This window comes from Psychrobacter sp. WY6 (genome assembly GCF_018448495.1).
Lineage (GTDB): Bacteria > Pseudomonadota > Gammaproteobacteria > Pseudomonadales > Moraxellaceae > Psychrobacter.
Genome location: NZ_CP049902.1, coordinates 135,543 through 155,417 on the forward strand (window position 1 = coordinate 135,543; position 19,875 = coordinate 155,417).

Sequence of the window (19,875 nt, forward strand, 5' to 3'; positions counted from 1 at the left end):
AGCTACAATACGATACCTCCAAACGTCTTTTAATATACGCGACCGAAGCTACTTATGACCGATAATTTAACTATTTATAAGCAAATTTATCCAAGCCAATGCACCAAGATTGCTGAGCTTGGCTACCGCTCCGTGCTCAATATTCGTCCTGATGCCGAGACAGAAACGCAGCCCAATAGCGGCGACTTTACCAGTGCCACGGCAAAAGCCAACCTTACTTATCATCATTTACCGTTTGATGATGAGCGCTTGAGCATGGCGACTGTCGAGCAGTTTGCGGCGTTTTATCGCTCGATGCCTAAACCAATATTGATGTTTTGCGGGACAGGTGCACGTGCTAAATTGTTGTATCAAAGCGCATTGATGCAAGGTTTGTTATAACCGTTACTATAAAAAATCGATAACGCTTACATACGGTCTCTTTAGAAAGTTGCCTATTAAGATTAGTCTAAGATTCTGTATTTTACGCCACACACTTTATTTAATATGAAAAATAAAAAGGAGCTCTTATGAGCCATCAAATTAGTATTACCGGACAAATCACCCCTGATCAAGTACCTATGATTGCTGAAAATGGTTTTAAAACCATTATTAACAACCGTCCAGACGGTGAAGAGCCGAACCAACCGACCAGCGCTGAGATTGAAGCTGCTGCTAAAAAAGCAGGTCTTGCTTATAAAGAAGTGTCTTTCGCTGGTAGTGAGCTTAATCAAAACCATGTCGAAGAATTTGCTGATTTCTTTAATCAAGCTGAACAGCCAATGCTGATCTTTTGCCGTACTGGCAACCGCTCAACAGGTATCTACGAAGCAGCCAAGCGTATGGATTTATTAGACGATTGATAGTGATTTAAATATAATCGCTACTGCTGAAAAAACGCCCGTCCAAATTTTGAATGGGCGTTTTTTATTGGAATTACTAAACTATAGACTGGTTAATTTTTAATATTGAGCACATAATAAAATACTACTTATACAGCTCAATAGGACTTTTTATGCAAAAACCGCTACTCATCATCGGCAATAAAAACTATTCGTCATGGTCATTGCGAGCTTGGCTACTACTCAAAGCTTTTAATATTGACTTCGACGAGCAACTGATTGAGCTGTTTCATCCATCCGCGACAGCCATTCTCAATGAGCATGCGCCAACAGGCAAAGTGCCAGTTCTGGTTTATGGTCAAGGTGATGAAAAAGTCACGGTATGGGATACTTTAGCGATTGCCATTCATGCCAATGACTATCTGACAGAATTAGATCTTTGGACAGGATTGAGTAAGTCTGATACTGATGTTAAGAGTGATACTAGCACCAGAATAAATAGCGCTTATTGCCAAAGCATCATCGCTGAGATGCACTCAGGCTTAACAGGCATTCGTAGTGAGATGCCAATGAATATTCGAGCGACGGCGAAGATACAACCAAGTAATGCATGCTTAAATGATATCTCTCGGATAGAAGAGATTTTTGCGGATTGTTTAAAAAATCGCTCAACAGACAGTTATCTATTTGGTCATTTCACTGCCGCTGATGCTTTTTTCGCACCAGTTATTCTACGTTTGCAAACGTATGCCGATGCCTCTGATATAGTGTTGAAATCAACGACCCAACAGTATTGTGAGACGATGTTAAACAATCCTCATCTACAGGCTTGGCGAGAGGCAGCACTTGAAGAAACTCGCGTAATTAAAGAAGATGAAGCAGGTGAGATACTTTCGGTGGTTGGGGTGTTGGCTGACCAAAAGTGAATCATTGAAAACGAGCTTAATAATTATCTTTTAAAGGATATTCATTAGGCTCTATATAGCCTTTGTTTTTTTGATAATTAATACGATAAGTAGCGTTATGATATTTCTTGCCTTTCACAAATCCATTGAGTGTTATTTCTAAAGGATAAAACCCATTAACGGTTTTATGACTATCGATAGTAAAGGTAGTTTTGGTATTATCGCACTCTGACATATCGTCTTCGCATTTCCCAGCATTTTCGTTATTAAAATTAATACCTATCCAACTCTGTGTAATACCGCTGCCACTAGGTGTCAATATGACAAGACTATCACTGTAATAACCTTGATGCGTATCACCATGCTCATTTATAAAGCCCCACGTATTTGTCGCAAACTGTTCTAAATCCCAACCACTTAAACCAAGACCATTACTGCCTGCATTCATATAAGGATTGGCCGACTCAACTTGCCAGCCTTCACCTTTAGGCTTTAAAACAAACATACCGACTAAACCACTGTCAAAGCGAGTGTCGGTATACTCCAACGCTTCACCATCCTCGTTAAAACTAGCGTTACCTTTCATCACTATATATAAACGTTTACCTTTATCCGTCTCTATGACCTTTTGCCTATCAATATCGATGCAATAGCCCGTCATATAAGCCTCTCTAGTTAAACCATTGACGGAACCAGAAGGAGCAATCGCGCCATGACACCCTAATGCTTCATTATAAAGCGGATAGTACGGCTTGAGGATATCCATCACACTATCAGCAGCAGAGGTATTGGTGGCAAATCCTAATAGTCCAAAACTAAGATATAACCTTAACATGAGTATTGATCCATATAATTTGGCGTGCATCATACCTACCTCAATTGGCTCATTAAATGACTCTGATGATATCACTATAGGGGATAATCTTTGGGCTTTTGATACCCTTTTTTCGGCTCGTATTTTATTTTATAGACCTGATTGTTATAGGTCTTTTTTTCTGAACCGTTATAGTTATACTTATGACCACTGATTGTAATCTCTAGCGGGTAAAAACCATTTATCAGCGTCGTTTTATCGATATTGAGCTTGGCTTTCAATAATGTGCAATATTCTACCTTTCTATCTTTACTACAGCCAGATGGTGCTATAGGATTGTTTTCTGTAGTTGCTTTCGCAGCTATATGACTATATATCACTTTTTTTGACTTAGGGTCTGGTGTCATTAATACGTATTCAGAAAAAGATTGAATGTAGTGCGAATCACTATGAATATTAATAAATCCCCAAATATCAGGGGCAACTTGTATCAGCTTCCAGTCTTTTAGTCCTGCACCAGAAGCGCCTGCATTCATCACTGGATTAACGTATTCCACCTCCCAACCGGAACCTTGTGGCTTTAAAACGAACATACCCACTAGACCAGTATCAGCGTGAGAACTATATGCCGCAGCACCATTTTCATGAAAAGCGACGTCACCAATGACTGATATGTATAACCGTTTACCTTGCTTGGTTCGTACCTCCAGTTGTCTATCAATCTCAATGCAATATCCGCTTTGATGCGGTGTTTCTTCGCCAGATGATGAACCATTATTAGCAATGATACCTCGACACTGCTTAGCCTCATTATAGATAGGAGTATTCATTGAGAATCTCATTGACGCTTTTTGCTGATGCAACATTTGATAAGCTCATAAGCGTAATCGCACCAACAGCGCTTAAAGTTATTTTTGCTACTTTAGATTTTGCCATGCTTTATCTTTCCCTAAACGCTTAACAGTTATTTTTTGCGACAGCTACAGCGTGATGTACATTACGATATAAACAATAAAGTCGACACTTAAAAACTGACATCTTTCATTGGATAATCATTAGGTACTTGATACCCTAATCGGGGCTGATACTTAATAAGATAGACTTGATTTTATATACCTTATCATCTTCAAAACCGTTTAGCGTAATCTCTAATGGATAAAAACCATTAATTATCGTCTTCTTATCAACGCCTAGCTTAGCCTTTAAAAGTGTACAAGTACTGGCATCAGGGTTGCTACAGCCTCCTGCTGACCCAGATCCTCCATTAGAATGTTCATACTTGGCTTCTACCCAGCTTCTTCTAATATTACTCTTGTCTGGCGTAAGTAACACAAAAGCCGAGCCTGAATGAACCCAATGCGAGTCACTATGAATATTAATAAATCCCCACTTATCAGGGGCAACTTGTATCAGCTTCCAGTCTTTTAGAGCTTTACCAGAGCTGCCTGCATTCATCGCTGGATTGGCAGATTCTACTTCCCAGCCTGAACCTTGTGGCTTTAGAACAAACATGCCTACTAGACCAGAAAAGACGTGTGCTCCATACGCTTCGCTACCATCTTCATTAAAACCGATGTCGCCAGTTACCGATACATACAATCTTGTACCCTGCTTGGCTTGTACCTTTAATTGTCTATCAACTTTAATACAGTAACCGTTTTGATAAAGTGTGCCTTCGCCATCTGATGAACCGTTATTAGCTATAATACCTCGACACTGCTTTGTCTCATTATAGATAGGATATTCATTCAGAATCTCATTGACCGTTTGACCTGAATAAGCATTGGTTACACTAAATATAAACGATATAAAAACCAGACATTTAACCCAATGATTATTTTGCGAACTGCATATTTATTTTTCACTATTAAGGTTCTCATAAAATATTAACGAACATAAGTTAATTTATAAATTTTTACAAGTAGTATATCAGCACCCATAAAAAAACCACCTCAAAAGAGGTAGCTTGTTAGACTAAATTTAGCGTGAAATAACTTACTGCATAACCAAGTACTCGAACGCTGACAGTGCAGCTTTACTACCCTCACCCATCGCAATATTAATCTGCTTAAATGGCACAGTCGTGACGTCACCACAAGCAAAGATACCTTTGCGATCAGTACGGCAGCGCTCATCAATCTCAATCTCGCCAAAACGGTTCAAATCGACAAAGCCTTTAACAAACGCAGAGTTCGGTACTAGACCAATCTGTACAAACACCCCTGCCAAGTCACGCTCATGAGTATCACCTGTGCTGCGATCTTGATAAACGATCGAAGTCACTTTGCCATCAGTCGCTTTAATTTCTTGCGTCGCTGCGCCAGTGATAAATTCGATATTGGCTTTCTCTTTGGCTTTGTTAATCAATACCTGATCCGCTTTTAAATCATCCGCGAACTCAAGCACGGTTACATGCTTCACGATACCAGCAAGATCTAATGCCGCTTCGATACCAGAGTTACCACCACCGACGACAGCAATGTCTTTACCCTTAAAGAATGGGCCGTCACAGTGAGCACAGAAAGCCACGCCTTTACCGATGTTTTCTTCTTCACCTGGAACACCAAGCTTACGCCACTGAGCACCCGTCGCTAAGATAATACTGCGTGTCTCAAACGTCTCACCCGTGTTTAGATGAATGCGATAGTTTTCATCTTCTGTCTCACTGATTTCTTTGACGCTGACGTGCTCTTTTAAAGTAATATCGTATTCGCACAAATGCTTTTCAAAGTTCGCTGATAGCTCAGTACCCGTGGTTAAAGGCACAGAAATCAAGTTTTCGATATCCTGCGTGTCTTTCACCTGTCCGCCGATACGATCAGCAACCATCGTCACTTTTAAGCCTTTACGAGCGGTATAAATCGCAGCGGCAACACCAGCTGGACCTGCACCAATAATCGTCACATCTTGCTGCTCTAACTGCTCAGCATCGTCATCAGCTTCTGCTAACAAGTCAGGAAACTGCTCTTGCAACTTTCCAATCAATTTGGCCGTGTCGATGAGACCATTGGCAAACGGTTTACCATTTAAGAATACTGCTGGTACACCTTGGATGTTATTGGCATCAACCTGCTCTTGGAATAGAGCACCATCAATCATCTCGTTGCTAATGCCATCGTTCAATAGTGCAAACTGGTTGAGCGCTTGTACCACTTCTGGGCAACTGTGGCAAGATAGCGACACGTAAGTTTGAAACTGTAGTGGCTTATTAAAACGCTTAATCAGCTTTTGAATACTTTCATCCAATTTTAGCGTATGACCACCCGCTTGCAAAATAGCCAAAATCAGCGAGGTAAACTCATGACCACCGGGGATGCCACTAAAAACAATACCCGTATCAGTCAATTCACCATCGACATGACTGACCACTTTAAAGCTAATTGGACTTGGTAAGCTATCATCAGCTGCTGTTGCATCAAAATTGATTTTATCTGTGGTGCCAGCGATTTTAGTCAAAAAATCAATTAACTCAGCACGCTTACTATGTTCGCCACTACCCAATACGAAGGTAATTGGACGAGTCATTTTTTCACTGTAACTTTTGATGGCATCTAATAAACTTTTATCTATCATGTTTGTTCCTCATCATTACTGGATATGTAACGGCAACTGTCATGTTGCTCGTTCAAATATAGACTATTTGGTATTAATAATTTTATCTAAAATATTATAGGCCATAAGTTTATGCCCTTTGATGTCTCTATTATCATAGGTTCTGAGGGTCTCGGCAAGCTGAGAAACTCAAACCTTATGTTTTATAAAACCAATCATTAATTATAATTAATAATTAAATATTAATCTATATGTGGATTATTCTCATGGTAACAGTGCTGTTTTTTCGCTACAATCAAATGAGGCTAATAGGAAAAACTCTTATTTCCCTCGTTGCAGATTGTCTTTTATGCAAGTTTATCAAAGAAGCTTTCTGCTACTATTAGGTCTTATCCATATTGAGCTAAATAGTGTTTTGGCTTAATAAAATCAAGTCTCAGAATCATAGCAATTCATCAAAACAATCTTACGACCATGCGCGGATGCTTACTGCAAACTTGCGCTTCATAACAAGGATGACAACATGAGAAAGACTGATACATGGCAAGATAACAAAGACATTATTGCTGAGCTTAAGCTAAAAGACAGTCATTTTGCGACGATCTTTGATGAGCATACCCAGCTAGATCAGCAGATTAATCAGTTGGATAAAAACTTGGTGACACACACCAGTCGCGATGAAGAAATTGAACTGATGAAACGACGAAAACTGCATTTAAAAGATGAGATTTATAAGATAATTGATAAAAATAAACTACAATCTCATGCTTAGCGCTTCACTTATTATCACGATGCATGAATAAAAACACTTATTGATAAATAACATAAAAGACCCCATCAACTTATGCTGATGGGGTCTTTATTTATAATGCTGATTTAACTCAAAGTAGGATATACAGCACTACAAATATCTAAAGTATTGAGCCAGTTCGTTAAATCAAGAGTTAGATTTTACCAACAAGATCAAGACTTGGTTTTAATGTTTCTTGACCAGCTTCCCAAGCGGCAGGGCAAACTTCGCCATCGTTTTCACGAACATATTGAGCTGCTTTCACTTTACGTAGCATGTCTTTTGCACTACGGCCAATACCACCAGCATGAATCTCAGCAACTTGAATCAAGCCGTCTGGATCAACTAGGAATGTACCGCGTTCAGCCAAACCTGCTTCTTCGATCATGACGTTAAAGCCACGAGTGATACGGCCAGTAGGATCGCCGATCATTGGGTATTGTACTTTACCGATAGCTTCTGAAGAATCATGCCATGCTTTATGCGTGAAATGAGTATCAGTAGATACTGAGTATACTTCTACGCCCAAACCTTTAAGCTCGTCGTAATGAGCCGCCATGTCTTCAAGTTCAGTTGGGCAAACGAAGGTAAAGTCAGCTGGGTAGAATAAAAAGATTGCCCAGTTGCCTTTTACATCTTCTGAAGTGATGGTTTTGAATTCACCATTAACGTACGCATCAGCTGAAAATTCTGGGATTTCTTGATTGATAATAGACGCCATGATTGGCTCCTTTATAGTTGATTGATAGTTAAGTTAATTGAAATTTCTTGGTATGATTGTTTCTATTAAGCCTTTACTGCTTTGGGCTACCTGACAAACTATACGCGAATTCTATCGTTAATCCAGTTAAAAGTTTTTAATGTGATGTTTTTTTTATTAAACTTGTTAAACTATTCTCTCTAATTTTTCATCAGTGCATTATGCGTAAGCCACTATAAAGCATGCGTCAGTCACTATACAGCCGTTAGGTTACGTTAAGATGACATCGAGTTTGGATATCGAATTGGTACACCAAATGAATCAGCCTAATATATCACGTTAAAAACCCATTAATAGAGAGGTTTTATGATTACTTTACGTCAACTTGAGTTTGCTTTAGCAGTGGCCAAGCACCGTCACTTCAAACGTGCAGCAGAAGACTGTAATATCTCACAATCGGCACTGAGTTTGGGGATTGCCGAGTTAGAAAAGCAACTGGATACGCAGATTTTTGAGCGTAACAATAAGCAAGTATTGATTACCCCTATTGGTGAAGACATTTTAACGCGGGCGCAACGAGTTTTTTCTGAAGTCAATGATTTGACCACACGCGCCCATAGCCATCAATCGCCGCTGGCGTATCCGATGACTGTCGGTATCATTCCAACGATTGCGCCTTATCTGCTGCCAAAAGTCTTACCTGCCCTGCGAGCCAATTATCCAGAATTTCGTATGACCATCGTTGAGCAACAAACGGAGCGTTTACTAGAGCAAGTGCGTTACGGTCATATTGATACGGCTATTATTGCGCTGCCTTATGCAGTCGATGGTTTGCACAGCTTTGAGTTTTGGAGCGAGGATTTCTTTGCCGTATTCCCAAAAGATGATGTGCATGCCAAGCTTGAAACCATCAACGCTGATGAGCTGGCTACCGCCAATCTTATGCTGCTCGGCGAAGGGCATTGCTTGACCGATCAAACCCTGTCTGTCTGTCATTTTGATCGTGCACAGATGAAATCAAGCTTTTCAGATGCCAGTCTAAACACCCTTATACAGATGGCACTTGCCAATATGGGGACGACATTGGTGCCAGAAATGGCGCTCGACCAGCTGCATCTGCAGAACCAAAATGCCGTCGCGATACCACTCGCTGAGAAAGGACCGCATCGTCATATTGCCTTTGTCACCCGTTTGAACTACGCCCGCGTTGATGATGTCAATTTATTGGGTAAAGTGTTTAAGCAAGCCTTTGAAGATGCTGCTAATAAAGAATAATCCGTTGATTGTAAATTGCCAACAGTCATCAAGCGAAGGTTAACGATGGACGGTTTGTCAAAAATAGATACGGCGCTTGAAGAGATTTTCACGCGCCATTTATCCGCTATAAGTAGCTATATTACGCCAGAAAACGCAAGCATACTTTGGCAAGATATCGCCATGCGTTATAACGAGCCACAGCGTGCTTATCATAGCTTGCAGCATATTCAGCAGTTGTTTGGACAGTTCGATCAGGTTAAGAATAACTTGCATGAGCCGCATATCATTGCGTTAGCACTGTTGTATGATGATATATGAACCGACGCGTTCAGATAACGAGCTAAAGTGCAGAATATGCAGTAGAGTCATTAACTGGTTATTTAAGTGGGAGCAATGCCAACATATCTATACGCTGATTATGATGACGGCTAGTCATCAAATTGACAAATGGTCAAACAAAGTTAAAGAGAGAGAAGAATACAGCGATGCCGCTTATTTACTAGATATGGACTTAAGTATTTTAGGGTCATCTTGGTCGGTGTATGAACACTATTCTCACGCTGTACGCCAAGAGTATGCGCATGTCTCAGATGACGATTATCGCGTCGGACGCATGGCAGTGTTAAAAGAATTACTGGCACATCCAACGCTTTATCTGACAGATTATTACTATGAACGTTTAGAGAAGCAGGCTAGAAAAAATATTGAGCACGAAATTACGCTTTTACACGCATCTTAATAAACAGCTCACTGCCCTGCCGTGCAGGATGTGAATTATAGCTTGGCTCCATGATTTCAATATCAAAACGCTGCTCAAAACGCCGCTGATATTCAGCTATTGTACCGCCGAACGGTGGCTCTTCTCGTCCAAAGTCTTTATCAAAGAGCAAACCAATCAGCTTACCATTCGGTTTCAGTAACGCTGCCATCTGCTGCACATACTCATCACGGCGTGATGGATTTATCGCACAAAAAAAACGTCTGCTCAAGCACCCAATCAAACTGATACTGCTCAGGCGATAACTCAAAAAAGTCGGCACAGATTAAATGCTCAACTGGAAAGTTAGGATAACGCTCAGCAAATGCTGCAATCGGCGCGGAGGCAAAATCTACCAAGGTGACATTGGTAAACCCTTGCTCATGTAGATAACCTACCTCGTAAGCATTGCCCGCACCCGGCACCAGAATCGCTTGCTCTTTGGCAGATTCGGGCAGTTGGTCAATATAGGCTTTGAGCGGTGGCGATACCTGTCCCATATCCCAACCGATACTGTCTTGCTCATAACGCTGCTGCCAAAATTCCGCTTGATTGACGTTTTCCATATGACATCCCTGTAGACAAACTTATTATTTAAACGACACGATTTATATCGTTATGTCTTATCATATCAGGCTTATTAGAGCGTGTCTCATTTTAAAGATGGTTATGAAAATGAGGACATGCCTTACGATTATGGATATTATTTAAATGAATCGTTTAATCTAATTTTCCCGTCTTCCCTGCCAGCATATCGTGCCAATGCTGATAATCAGGCATTGCAGTTGCCACCATTTGCCAAAAGGCACGGCTATGATTGGCATGGTGCAAATGACACAGCTCATGGACGATGACGTATTCGGTGCACGCAATAGGATAAGCAGGCAGATACACAGACAACCAAATTCGGCGCGCACGCGTGTTACAACTGCCCCAGCGCGTATGCATTTTTTTTAGGCGTATCTCATTGGCTGTCGCACCGACAATCGGTTGCCACTTTGCAAATAATGCAGGTATCGCTTCAGAAAGATGTTGCCGATAATAGGCAAGTTTTTCATCATGGTTTAAAGTGAACGGTTGCTCTTTACCCCACAATAGCAAAGTACTATCAGCAGTTAAAGCTTGCGCTAAAGGAAGTTGTTCGTTTATACTGCTCTAATACTTGTGGGTGGTTTGCTATCGCCCATGACACGCGCTTCATCACAGCCTGCGCAGCTTGGGCTGGGCTAATAAATAGTGGTACAGATACTAGTAACTGATGTGGCTTTAAGCGGAAATTGATATTTTTAACCCGCTTTTTGCTGATATGTAGCTCAATACCTGCTTGCGCCAAACAATGTTTAGCGCTGTCTAATAAAAACGAATGATTTGCTGGCGGTACATTCATGCTCAGAGCGCTTGCAAGTGATTATCAAACGACATCATATGATATTTACTGTTGATAAAAATACGCTCACCTTGATCTATAGTAGCAAGTTCAGCAGCTGCCAAGCTATTAACAGTTAAAGCCGCTAACTGACCTTGACCATCACTAACGATAAAACCTGATTGCTCATTATTATCTTCTGCTTTTTCAGTATTATTATTAGACAATACTGCTGCACCTGCACAATCTGGCAGGCTAACATCATCAATCAATGTACGAGTATTTAAATCGTAAATCGCTGCACAACCGCCAATTGGTGTTGTCACGCAGAGTAGGTTACGCGCACTATCGACCGCTACACTGGCGATATACTGATGAAAGCGCTGCCATTGATCATTGGGCATAATAAGCGCTTTAAAATCAGTATCACCGCGCTTATGGGTCAATAATAACGGTACATTAATATGCTTTTCGCCTTGGAATTGAATGCCTATCATCACCGTCCCATCGTCATGCATGGCTAGGTGACGCACGCTCATTTGATTGTGCTCAGGCATAATCTGCTCAAGTAAAGCGCCAGTATGACGATTAACGTAAACCAATGAAGGACGCATGCTGTCTAAATTGAGCTCTTCACGCGACGCTTGCTCGGTTTTGATACCGCCGTTAGCGATGACTAATGTCTCGCTATCAGGATGCATAATCAGCTCATGCGGACCGATACCATGCGAGTCATACTCTGCTATTTTTTTATAATTATCGTAAGCATCGTAGATACCGATTTTACCATCCAAACTTATGGTGTCATTCTCGGTCACATACAGCAATTCACCGTCTAGGCTATAACAAGCGTGTCCGTAAAAATGACGGTTGTTTGCAGCGTTAATGGCGAATTTTACTTGTCCTGTCGCATTATCAAGCACCCAGAATTTTTCGCTCGGACGGCGCCCCATCACCACGACGTCACGACTGCTATGATTCTTCATCGTACTATCTTGATCACTAAGCACAGGCTGAACGACAATATCATGGACACGTTCAGGCATGGTCGTTTGCCAAACGATTTGTCGATCAGCATCAATACCGACCACACCAAAATCATTGTCAGCACGCTGATCATCATTTGCTAAGGCGCTATTTTTTGGCATAGACGCCACGCCGCTAACCCAACAAATGGGTCGCGTCAATACGGTGGTGGTATGTGCCGCGCTAAAGTCAGCGACACTATGATGGTTGGTATTATTCTTATCATCTAGCGATAAATGATAAGCGTGTTGCCATGCAGTAGCGGCTTGCTGACAAGCGTAACTAAACCGTGCTAGCTGGGGTGTTGGTGTAGAGGTTAACGACTGCAACTGCGAACGTATGCCTACGACATAATCCTGCAAGCGGGCATCAGCCTGACGCTGCTTGCGATAACGATGATGAATACCGACAAGCGCTACGGTACCCATTATAGTAGAAAGCATCGTCAATGCTGATGTTGCCAACAGCTCATTATTAGACTTCTTATCTTCTGGCTGCGGCTGTGATTTTTTTGCTGTCTTAGTATCGATAGAGTGCATTTTTTAATCGCCATCAGTACTGTTAAAGCCCACACGGATACCCAGCGTCGGAATCAATTGGCGCTTAATAATACGTGTAATAGTCGTGAGGTGATCAAACAGCTCTTGTTGAGTGGCTTTATCGGCGGTCCCTAAGTCTTCTGGCATTTGCGCTAATAATGTAGTGGCATCAGCAAGCGCGGTCGATAAGTTATCCGCGACTTCATTTTCATTATTGCTGCCCAAAATAGCGGTCAAAACGGGATCCGTCAGTACTTCATTCAATGTCGCCAATTTAGCATTGATAATGGCACGGCTTTGCTCTGCGGTAGCGGCTGGCAAATGACCTTTTACCTTTCCTGTTAAGCCTAACGGTTGATCGATGGCATTAGACTTCATGGTCTCAACCAACGAGAGTAAAGAATTAAACCATTGATTCAATCCTTGATCGCTGTCAGCCGTTTTATCAATAGCTAATAGATTAGTGGCATTTTGCTGCCAGTTTTTCTCAATATCTTTTAGGCGCGTGCTCAAAGCACTGCTTGCACTAATCACATAAGCACATTGAGCAGCATCCAGACTGTCATTGGCATATAACGCTTCTTCTAGTCCTGGCACCCCTTGCACGATGGCGCTCTCGTTAGCCAATTGCTCGGCGGTGAGCTTAGGATTGGCAGCGATTAGCGATCGGCAACGCCACTGTGTACCAGACCGCGCTCATCAGGATAGTAATTGATATATAAATTACTCATGCTGGCGGTCGCTGGGCCAAAGTTAATCATCTCAGCGCCTGCCCATGCTTGTGCGAGCACTAGCCATTGATCGCGCAGTGCTTGCAGCTCATCACCGCTGACTGGTGCTTGCTGACAATGCTTTTGTGCCAAATCATGCAATAAATCACTCTGTTTTGCGGCATCCGCATAGGCTGGAATGACAATGTCATTTGCCACATGGGTCAAATAGGTCTTTTCAGTCTCAGCACTAATATCAACAGCGGTAATTTTATCTCCACTACTATCTTTTTCTGCTGCGCTGGTAGATGCCGCACTGTCTTGCGCAACTTTTTGGCTATCTACTTCTGGCGATTTATTGTCATCAGCCGGTTTAACACAGCTGATCAGCAAGCCTGCGCTTAAGGCCGATAAGGCCATCGCTAAAGCATGGTTTATTTTCATAAATTTCTCAATATTATTATCAATAATGGTTTAAATTCTACTCTTTACAAGCTCTAGTCTCTAGTCTCTAGTGTTTGATTGGGCGGATAACCTTATCAACACTTACTTATTTTCTCAGTTATTACTCAGTCATTTAGCATAGGTAAATGACATTATCTCTATAATGACTGTAAGAACGCATTCAATTCAGAACGACCTTGTTTGTCGAGTTTGAGTACTTTTTGCTGTTGCTTTTGGGCTTCACCGCCGTGCCATAGCACCGCTTCCATCAACGTACGGGCGCGACCATCATGCAAAAATGTCGCTTGTGGATCGACCGTTTGTGCCAGACCAATGCCCCATAAAGCAGGCGTACGCCATTCATAAGAATTGGCTAAAAACTCGACTTGGATATTTTTTGCGGGCAATTTCCCAGCAATCGTGCGATCGGCAAGATCATTACCCATATCATGTAATAGCAAATCCGTATAAGGATAAATCACTTGTCCATGCTGCTCAAGATGGTCATCGTCGGTTTTTGGCAACTGATATCTTGGCGTATGGCAACTTTGACAACCCATATCATAAAAGCGTTTTTTACCTGCTAATACTAGCGTATCGTCAGCATCACGCCGATGCGGTACTGCCAAATTGCGCGTATAAAACTCCACAAACTTAGCCACTTCATCGTTGACTTCGACGGGCGGCTTACCATTGCCTTGCTCATCAGCCCCAGTCGTCGCATTCATACAAGCCGTCTGTGTCGGCATACAGGATTCATGAGGACGTATATTTGAGGTCAAGCCCATGTCTTCATTAAAAGCACTTTGGTTTTGAGTAATCAGCTTGGTTTGCCCTGCTTTCCAGCCAAAGCGTCCAAGAGCATGCTTGCCAGTCTGTGGATCCATGACCCAATTGAACTTGCCACTGATATCGCCATTCGTACTGTTTTTATTATCAACCGCTTGTTTTTTAATCGCTTCATCCGGTATTTGCTCAAGTAATCCAAGCCCAATCATCGGTAAAGCCACTCGCGGCGACACCATCAAATCATCATCAAATGCCCCATAACCCGGTTTGGTTAAATTAAAGGTGGGCGCACGCAATGTTTCGATATGACCATCTGCAAAAGTAACGGGCTTGTCTGTCCATTGCACCGCGATTCTGGCTTCAGCAGGCACACCTTGGATACCTCGATCTTGTAACTGACCACCATACATAGGGTGAACGACTTTTTCGATAAGTGAGTTTTGCAGTTGCTGACGCTGCTCATCGGTGGTCGCTGGCATCGCAAGGCGAATAAGCAAACTATCGGCATCGTCATCACTGGTCATAGGTGCATGACCGCGACCGTCCTTGACATGGCACGACTGACAGGCAGCAACATTGAACAATGCGCCCAAACCATCGCGGCTGTCGGTACTGGCAGGGGCAATCACCCACGGTTGCCGAAAGAATGCATTACCAATAAAAAAATGCCCTTTTCGTGATGCCGTCAAGTTTGATGAAGGTTTAGAGTAACTCTCAGCGCTGCTAATACTGATTCCTGTATCACCACCTTGCTTGACCTCTTGCGGATCAAAGCTTGCCAATTGCTGCATTGATAAGCCAGCGAGCGTTTCGATGGTTTGGAGGCGTTCAGGTGTTAGCGTTGGGTTGTCACCATTATTAATGGCAGATTTTTCGTTTTCAGAAATATCATCAGACACACTGTCCGTCGGCTGACAAGCACTAAGGGATAGCACACACAGAATACCAAGCGTTGGCTTTAACAGGGTGGTTTTGCTGACAAAAGACGCATAAAAAGAGGTAGGGGTTTTGGCTTTAAAGATATTTGTGGCGTTCATCGTGGTGTTCATAAAGAGTACCTTAGTTCTAATCTAGAACCATTAAAATCGCATGCTATAAAGTGTTTCACTTCTAGTCGTCGATAAGGTACAGCAATGTAATGACGTACTGACCTATCAGGCTATTTTAATATGGTAAAAAAAACACGCCGCCAACGGTAGTCGACAACGTGTGTATTATACCTAAATTATTTTTCCATGAAAATAATTCTCATTAGCTTATAACGACTTGTCAGGCATTATCGATCAATGCTATGTCGGTCAATACTATGTCAATCACTGCTATGTCAATCACTGCTATGCTTGCTGTTAAGCCAGTAAATTCGTGATCGGTTAAAACTGCGAACCTGCGTCAGCATCTAAATTGTCAATACCGACCGCTTTTGCCGCATTTTCGATACCAGCTGTCAGCTCTTGTAAGCTAGTGATACTATTTTCAATCCAGCTACGACGGGTATTTTGCTCTTCAGCTGAAATACCTTGTTTGCTTACTTGACCAGCGGTGGCAATCATTTGATCAACTTTGATGCCTTCTTTTTCACCTTTTTCAACAATCACATTAAAGGCGGCTTCTACCTTGGCAAAGTCAGTCGCCAATTTATCAGCCGCTTCTTTGTTGTTCGTATCGACTAGATAGTTTTTAACACCATAACCACCAACGCTCTTACCAGCGACTGTCTTATAGTTGCCGTTAAAGACATTTTGAATACCACGGGCATTATTGGCATAGCTTAGATGGGTCAAATCACTGAAGCATTCGTGCTCATCTTCGGTAGAGCCCGTTACAAACGCAACCTGTATACGCTCAGAAGCAAGCTCACCCAATGCTAGGCTGCCCATCTGATACATGATCTGGCGTAGACCATTATCGTATTTGCGAGCCATCAGGTCGCTACGTAAGGTATTCTCACTCTCAGGCTGCCACTCGGCTTCCATTGCAGTCAAATCATCAACCAGTAATTGAGTCGCTGCTTTTAAGAACGCGCCACGACGCTCACATATACCAGCATCTGCATTGACCGTCTCACCGCTGGTACATTGACCTGCTTCAGTTACATAATCAGTCACTGGACGATTGCCTGCACCCTCGCCAACGCCGTTGGTATCTTGTCCCCACAGCATAAACTCAATCGCATGGTAGCCGGTCGTCACATTGGCTTCACTGCCACCTATCTCATTCATTTCTGCTAATAGCTCAGGAGTGATAGTACTGGTATCTTGTTTGATACTACCGACCGTAATGCTATCGCTATTGATGATTGTCTTGGCTATTGTATTCACCTTCATAGCCATCACTAACGTAATCAATCAGCGCCTCATCAAGTGGCCAAGCATTTACCTGCCCTTCCCAACCATCGATACTACCGAGTGCTCGTTTGTCATTGGCTGTCACAAAGCCTTCATCAAAACGGAAAATCTCAGTTTGCGAATACGGCTGGCGCGCGGCTTTATACGCCGCTTTTGCCGCATCAAGGTTTGCTTGGGTTGGTGTTGTCACATATGTCTCTACTGCCGTTTGCAGGGCTTTAGCAGTATCTAGCGAATCTTTATACGCCGCATGCGCCATGTTGGCATAGCTGATCATAAGTCTATCGGTATAAGCTTGATCAACCGCTGATAGTTTCGTCGTATCTGCAGCGGTTGTGTCTTGCACTGCTGTTTGCGTATTGGCGGTAGAGTCCGTGTCTTCCTTGGCTTGCTTGGTACAACCCGACACCATTAACAACCCTGCAAGCGCAGCAGCTAAAGTAGTTGGTAAAATCTTACGGCTCGTTACTGTGGTAATCGTCATACATATCCTCAAAAAGTATCGCAAAAGAAAAATGGGCTTTGAATAAAGAGCATTAGGGCATATCCTCATTTTAAATAATGCTGATAAAAATGACAGTCAAATGAGAAAACAGCGCCCATAATATCAAGATATTGACCAGAAATTTGACAATATTAGACAAAATTTAGCTATTTTTAGTCCATCTATAAGGCCATCAAATGAACTGACAACCTACCCTAGTATCGCCACAATAACAAAGCTTTATAAATTATAGTGTTATTGATAATCATTATCAATATTTAATTAATATTAATATAACCATTTAGCTAACGATTGTTTTACAAATAAAAGCATCAAAAATATTTTAATATTGATTTAAAACTAACGGAATCCTGATACCTAAAATCATTTTGAATTTAAAATCTAAATATCAGGCATAAAAAAGGCCAGTTTATCACTGACCTTTTTCAACACTATAGTGACAGCTAGACCATCGTATGAATTAACGTACGTTGTTTGGCGCATTGATGGTTAATTCAACACGGCGGTTTTGCTGACGACCATACTCGGTGCTGTTATCAGCAACTGGACGAGACTCACCATAAGCGACGACATTGATACGGCTAGAAGCCACACCGCGTGCGCTTAAATAGTTCGCTACTGCGTAAGCACGATCGCGTGATAGTTTCATGTTATAAGCATCAGAACCTTTGCTATCAGTATGACCAGCAACCGTTATCGTGTTTTGGTTATACTCATTTAGCGTTGATGCAAGCTTATCAAGCGTTGGTCTAAATGATGGGTTTAAAGACGCATCATCAAATGAGAACGTGATGTTGCCTGGCATTACTAGGTCAATATTACCGTTCGCATTTGGCGTAACGGTTACACCTGTACCAGCCATTTGCTGCTCAAGCTGCTTGGCTTGACGCTCCATGTAGTAACCAACACCAGCACCCAAAGCTGCGCCAATCGCGGCATCACGACCTGTGTTATCACCACCTGTTGCTTTTGAAATTGCGCCGCCGCCTAAAGCACCTGCCAATGTACCAATGGCAGTTTTGTTCAAGCGTTGTTGTCCAGTGTTTGGATCAGTAGCACAACCGCTAAGAGCTAGACCTGACGCTACTGCTGCAATCATTAATGTATTACGCATATTTCCTCTTAAGTTTAAAAAATTATAGACAAACAAAGTGTGCTTTTTATAAATATTTTCTGTTAATTCCATCTACATGCTTAATATACACTCGTCATTATTATGGCAATTACAATCTAATCATGTGTAATATTTTGTCACACCTGTGTATGAGAAGTGCAGAATGATTTAATGAGACTTTCACAGTGATTGGATACGTTTGTGTTCTCACTGTTAACTACCCATTAGCGCAAGGTGTTATCACAAGTCACGTTTACACTCGTACACTCTGAACCGTTTCTGCTAAAATTGTGCAATAAGCTGGCAATGAATCTTCAATAACTAATAAGACTGATGACCGAAAAGGATTTAGCATGCGATTGACATCTACTATTCGAAAAATACACGAACGCACCCTAAATTAGGCAAAGCGTTTCACTTGCGACAGCGACTGGGGTTATTGCAGCCAACAGCTTCGGTGGTAGTATTCCCTTATGGTTAATGGGTGTCGGCAAAGTCATCACTGGTGCTCCTATCGCAGACAAAGCGGTCATCAAAATCGCGACTTATTGGATCAGTAGCAACAGTGCCTTGATCGATGACATGTTGCCACGTAAAGATTGGCGCATCAGCTTACCCGATGACGTTCACATTAATGGCAAATATTTGCTGGTCAGCAACCATCAGTCTTGGGTCGATACCAGTATCGTGCAGTACATTAGTGAAAAACGCTTGCCATTGACACGGTTTTTCACCAAATTTGAACTGATTTACATTCCGATTGTGGGTCAAGCCTTTTACTTTTTAGACTTCCCAATGATGCGTCGGCATTCTAAAGAAGCCGTCGCTAAAAATCCTGCTCTACAAGGCAAAGACATCGAAGAAGCCAAACGCGCCTGTGCCCTGTTAAAAGACAAACCTTTTACTTTGTTAAATTACTTAGAAGGCACGCGTTTCACCAAAGCCAAACATGCAAAGCAACAGTCTCCTATATGCATTTATTGAAGCCACGGGCAGGCGGCCTATCTTTAGCCATTAACGCGCTAGGCGAAGACATCGATGGCATGCTAGATATGACCATCGTTTATCCTGATGGTGTGCCAAGTTATAGTGATTTGTGGAAAGGCAACATCAAGCGTTTGGGCGTCGATGTGCGTTATATTGAGATGCCTGATGCATTTAACGATATTAAAAATGGTGGTTACGAAAATGATGACGCGGTAAAATCTCAAATGTTTGATTGGGTAGAGCAAATTTGGCAGCAAAAAGATCAGCGTATTACCGATATGTTGGCTGAGTTTGAAACAAACCCTAAAGCTCCGAGCGCTTAGAGACATCGTTAACAGAGCAACGGCATACAACAGTAAATTACTTTAAGTCGTTTTAAAACTACGATTGAGCGCTGTTGTTTAAAATGCCGATTCGTAAATGCTGACTGTAAACCCCAACTCATAAATGATAA

General features: G+C 42.1%; 24 protein-coding genes and 1 pseudogene. 9 read left to right on the top strand and 16 right to left on the bottom strand.

Annotation, left to right across the window (positions count from 1 at the left end; genetic code table 11):
* The first annotated feature begins 54 nt into the window (after positions 1-54).
* The 3 genes from G7Y90_RS00700 (at position 55) to G7Y90_RS00710 (ending at position 1,747) form a co-directional block, all read left to right on the top strand.
* Positions 55-381, top strand: coding sequence for a protein tyrosine phosphatase family protein (locus G7Y90_RS00700; protein WP_060491797.1), 327 nt, complete (start codon positions 55-57; stop codon positions 379-381).
* Between the two features lie 128 nt (positions 382-509).
* A complete protein-coding gene (locus G7Y90_RS00705) occupies positions 510-842 on the top strand; it encodes a protein tyrosine phosphatase family protein (protein WP_021813753.1) in 333 nt (110 codons plus the stop codon).
* A 152-nt stretch (positions 843-994) separates the two neighbouring features.
* Entirely contained in the window at positions 995-1,747 is a 753-nt protein-coding gene (locus tag G7Y90_RS00710; protein WP_250163130.1) for a glutathione S-transferase family protein, read from the top strand.
* 16 nt (positions 1,748-1,763) lie between these two features.
* On the opposite strand, the gene G7Y90_RS00715 is transcribed toward G7Y90_RS00710, so the two are convergent.
* The 5 genes from G7Y90_RS00715 to ahpF form a co-directional block, all read right to left on the bottom strand.
* Complete coding sequence (locus tag G7Y90_RS00715; protein WP_201502487.1) at positions 1,764-2,561, bottom strand: hypothetical protein; 798 nt, start codon at positions 2,559-2,561, stop codon at positions 1,764-1,766.
* A 74-nt stretch (positions 2,562-2,635) separates the two neighbouring features.
* Positions 2,636-3,370, bottom strand: a complete 735-nt coding sequence (locus G7Y90_RS00720; RefSeq protein ID WP_250163131.1) for a hypothetical protein — start codon at positions 3,368-3,370, stop codon at positions 2,636-2,638.
* Positions 3,351-3,476, bottom strand: coding sequence for a hypothetical protein (locus G7Y90_RS17575; protein WP_284143793.1), 126 nt, complete (start codon positions 3,474-3,476; stop codon positions 3,351-3,353). The genes G7Y90_RS00720 and G7Y90_RS17575 overlap by 20 nt, the downstream gene beginning before the upstream one ends.
* Positions 3,477-3,611: 135 nt before the next feature.
* Positions 3,612-4,139, bottom strand: a complete 528-nt coding sequence (locus G7Y90_RS00725) for a hypothetical protein (RefSeq protein WP_250163132.1) — start codon at positions 4,137-4,139, stop codon at positions 3,612-3,614.
* Positions 4,140-4,535: 396 nt separating this feature from the next.
* Positions 4,536-6,113: an alkyl hydroperoxide reductase subunit F gene (gene ahpF / locus G7Y90_RS00730; protein WP_250163133.1), complete on the bottom strand. Its 1,578-nt coding sequence runs from the start codon at positions 6,111-6,113 to the stop codon at positions 4,536-4,538.
* 502 nt (positions 6,114-6,615) lie between these two features.
* On the opposite strand from ahpF, the gene G7Y90_RS00735 reads away from it, so the two are divergent.
* Positions 6,616-6,864, top strand: a complete 249-nt coding sequence (locus G7Y90_RS00735) for an HP1242/YdcH family protein (RefSeq protein ID WP_045444089.1) — start codon at positions 6,616-6,618, stop codon at positions 6,862-6,864.
* A 172-nt stretch (positions 6,865-7,036) separates the two neighbouring features.
* Here the strand turns inward: G7Y90_RS00735 and ahpC are convergent, their stop codons facing one another.
* Complete coding sequence (gene ahpC / locus G7Y90_RS00740) at positions 7,037-7,603, bottom strand: alkyl hydroperoxide reductase subunit C (protein ID WP_045453533.1); 567 nt, start codon at positions 7,601-7,603, stop codon at positions 7,037-7,039.
* Between the two features lie 345 nt (positions 7,604-7,948).
* On the opposite strand from ahpC, the gene G7Y90_RS00745 reads away from it, so the two are divergent.
* From G7Y90_RS00745 to G7Y90_RS00755, 3 genes are read left to right on the top strand one after another with little or no spacing between them, the layout of a single operon-like run.
* Entirely contained in the window at positions 7,949-8,857 is a 909-nt protein-coding gene (locus tag G7Y90_RS00745; RefSeq protein ID WP_201582013.1) for a hydrogen peroxide-inducible genes activator, read from the top strand.
* 45 nt (positions 8,858-8,902) lie between these two features.
* Positions 8,903-9,157 carry a hypothetical protein gene (locus tag G7Y90_RS00750; protein WP_250163134.1) on the top strand — a complete coding sequence of 85 codons (255 nt, stop codon included), beginning with the start codon at positions 8,903-8,905 and terminating at the stop codon, positions 9,155-9,157.
* Positions 9,144-9,578, top strand: coding sequence for an HD domain-containing protein (locus G7Y90_RS00755; RefSeq protein WP_250163135.1), 435 nt, complete (start codon positions 9,144-9,146; stop codon positions 9,576-9,578). Before G7Y90_RS00750 ends, G7Y90_RS00755 begins: the two co-directional genes overlap by 14 nt.
* Here G7Y90_RS00755 and G7Y90_RS00760 read toward each other — a convergent pair.
* From G7Y90_RS00760 to G7Y90_RS00800, 10 genes and pseudogenes are all read right to left on the bottom strand, one after another.
* Entirely contained in the window at positions 9,556-9,828 is a 273-nt protein-coding gene (locus G7Y90_RS00760; RefSeq protein ID WP_250163136.1) for a class I SAM-dependent methyltransferase, read from the bottom strand. The two genes, G7Y90_RS00755 and G7Y90_RS00760, sit on opposite strands and share 23 nt — an antisense overlap.
* Positions 9,785-10,162 carry a class I SAM-dependent methyltransferase gene (locus G7Y90_RS00765; RefSeq protein WP_250163137.1) on the bottom strand — a complete coding sequence of 126 codons (378 nt, stop codon included), beginning with the start codon at positions 10,160-10,162 and terminating at the stop codon, positions 9,785-9,787. Before G7Y90_RS00765 ends, G7Y90_RS00760 begins: the two co-directional genes overlap by 44 nt.
* A 154-nt stretch (positions 10,163-10,316) precedes the next feature.
* A complete protein-coding gene (locus tag G7Y90_RS00770) occupies positions 10,317-10,697 on the bottom strand; it encodes a M48 family metallopeptidase (RefSeq protein ID WP_250163138.1) in 381 nt (126 codons plus the stop codon).
* 7 nt (positions 10,698-10,704) lie between these two features.
* Positions 10,705-10,983, bottom strand: a complete 279-nt coding sequence (locus tag G7Y90_RS00775) for a hypothetical protein (protein WP_250163139.1) — start codon at positions 10,981-10,983, stop codon at positions 10,705-10,707.
* A gap of 2 nt (positions 10,984-10,985) precedes the next feature.
* On the bottom strand, positions 10,986-12,527 hold the full coding sequence (locus G7Y90_RS00780; RefSeq protein ID WP_250163140.1) for a DUF1513 domain-containing protein: 1,542 nt from the start codon (positions 12,525-12,527) through the stop codon (positions 10,986-10,988).
* A gap of 3 nt (positions 12,528-12,530) precedes the next feature.
* Positions 12,531-13,154: an imelysin family protein gene (locus G7Y90_RS17580; protein WP_284143794.1), complete on the bottom strand. Its 624-nt coding sequence runs from the start codon at positions 13,152-13,154 to the stop codon at positions 12,531-12,533.
* Between the two features lie 32 nt (positions 13,155-13,186).
* Complete coding sequence (locus G7Y90_RS17585) at positions 13,187-13,681, bottom strand: imelysin family protein (RefSeq protein WP_284143795.1); 495 nt, start codon at positions 13,679-13,681, stop codon at positions 13,187-13,189.
* A gap of 158 nt (positions 13,682-13,839) precedes the next feature.
* A complete protein-coding gene (locus G7Y90_RS00790; RefSeq protein ID WP_413786831.1) occupies positions 13,840-15,519 on the bottom strand; it encodes a di-heme oxidoreductase family protein in 1,680 nt (559 codons plus the stop codon).
* Between the two features lie 321 nt (positions 15,520-15,840).
* A pseudogene (locus tag G7Y90_RS18740) lies at positions 15,841-17,299 on the bottom strand (imelysin family protein).
* Between the two features lie 481 nt (positions 17,300-17,780).
* Positions 17,781-18,434, bottom strand: a complete 654-nt coding sequence (locus tag G7Y90_RS00800; protein ID WP_055124860.1) for a YiaD family glycine zipper/OmpA-like lipoprotein — start codon at positions 18,432-18,434, stop codon at positions 17,781-17,783.
* Positions 18,435-18,899: 465 nt separating this feature from the next.
* On the opposite strand from G7Y90_RS00800, the gene G7Y90_RS18745 reads away from it, so the two are divergent.
* A complete protein-coding gene (locus tag G7Y90_RS18745; protein WP_502937449.1) occupies positions 18,900-19,418 on the top strand; it encodes an acetyltransferase in 519 nt (172 codons plus the stop codon).
* A complete protein-coding gene (locus G7Y90_RS18750; RefSeq protein ID WP_502937387.1) occupies positions 19,406-19,744 on the top strand; it encodes a hypothetical protein in 339 nt (112 codons plus the stop codon). The genes G7Y90_RS18745 and G7Y90_RS18750 overlap by 13 nt, the downstream gene beginning before the upstream one ends.
* Positions 19,745-19,875: the final 131 nt, after the last annotated feature.

Excerpts from the sequence above, each read along its gene's own strand:
- G7Y90_RS00715 (WP_201502487.1), bottom strand. The coding sequence starts at position 2,561 with ATGTTAAGGTTATATCTTAGTTTTGGACTATTAGGATTTGCCACCAAT.
- G7Y90_RS00735 (WP_045444089.1), top strand. The coding sequence starts at position 6,616 with ATGAGAAAGACTGATACATGGCAAGATAACAAAGACATTATTGCTGAG.
- G7Y90_RS00780 (WP_250163140.1), bottom strand. The coding sequence starts at position 12,527 with ATGCACTCTATCGATACTAAGACAGCAAAAAAATCACAGCCGCAGCCA.
- G7Y90_RS00705 (WP_021813753.1), top strand. The coding sequence starts at position 510 with ATGAGCCATCAAATTAGTATTACCGGACAAATCACCCCTGATCAAGTA.
- G7Y90_RS00775 (WP_250163139.1), bottom strand. The coding sequence starts at position 10,983 with ATGAATGTACCGCCAGCAAATCATTCGTTTTTATTAGACAGCGCTAAA.
- G7Y90_RS00710 (WP_250163130.1), top strand. The coding sequence starts at position 995 with ATGCAAAAACCGCTACTCATCATCGGCAATAAAAACTATTCGTCATGG.
- G7Y90_RS18750 (WP_502937387.1), top strand. The coding sequence starts at position 19,406 with ATGCATTTATTGAAGCCACGGGCAGGCGGCCTATCTTTAGCCATTAAC.
- ahpC (WP_045453533.1), bottom strand. The coding sequence starts at position 7,603 with ATGGCGTCTATTATCAATCAAGAAATCCCAGAATTTTCAGCTGATGCG.
- G7Y90_RS00755 (WP_250163135.1), top strand. The coding sequence starts at position 9,144 with ATGATGATATATGAACCGACGCGTTCAGATAACGAGCTAAAGTGCAGA.
- G7Y90_RS00800 (WP_055124860.1), bottom strand. The coding sequence starts at position 18,434 with ATGCGTAATACATTAATGATTGCAGCAGTAGCGTCAGGTCTAGCTCTT.
- G7Y90_RS17575 (WP_284143793.1), bottom strand. The coding sequence starts at position 3,476 with ATGGCAAAATCTAAAGTAGCAAAAATAACTTTAAGCGCTGTTGGTGCG.
- G7Y90_RS00765 (WP_250163137.1), bottom strand. The coding sequence starts at position 10,162 with ATGGAAAACGTCAATCAAGCGGAATTTTGGCAGCAGCGTTATGAGCAA.
- ahpF (WP_250163133.1), bottom strand. The coding sequence starts at position 6,113 with ATGATAGATAAAAGTTTATTAGATGCCATCAAAAGTTACAGTGAAAAA.
- G7Y90_RS00745 (WP_201582013.1), top strand. The coding sequence starts at position 7,949 with ATGATTACTTTACGTCAACTTGAGTTTGCTTTAGCAGTGGCCAAGCAC.
- G7Y90_RS17585 (WP_284143795.1), bottom strand. The coding sequence starts at position 13,681 with ATGAAAATAAACCATGCTTTAGCGATGGCCTTATCGGCCTTAAGCGCA.
- G7Y90_RS00750 (WP_250163134.1), top strand. The coding sequence starts at position 8,903 with ATGGACGGTTTGTCAAAAATAGATACGGCGCTTGAAGAGATTTTCACG.
- G7Y90_RS00700 (WP_060491797.1), top strand. The coding sequence starts at position 55 with ATGACCGATAATTTAACTATTTATAAGCAAATTTATCCAAGCCAATGC.
- G7Y90_RS00720 (WP_250163131.1), bottom strand. The coding sequence starts at position 3,370 with ATGAATACTCCTATCTATAATGAGGCTAAGCAGTGTCGAGGTATCATT.
- G7Y90_RS00790 (WP_413786831.1), bottom strand. The coding sequence starts at position 15,519 with ATGAACACCACGATGAACGCCACAAATATCTTTAAAGCCAAAACCCCT.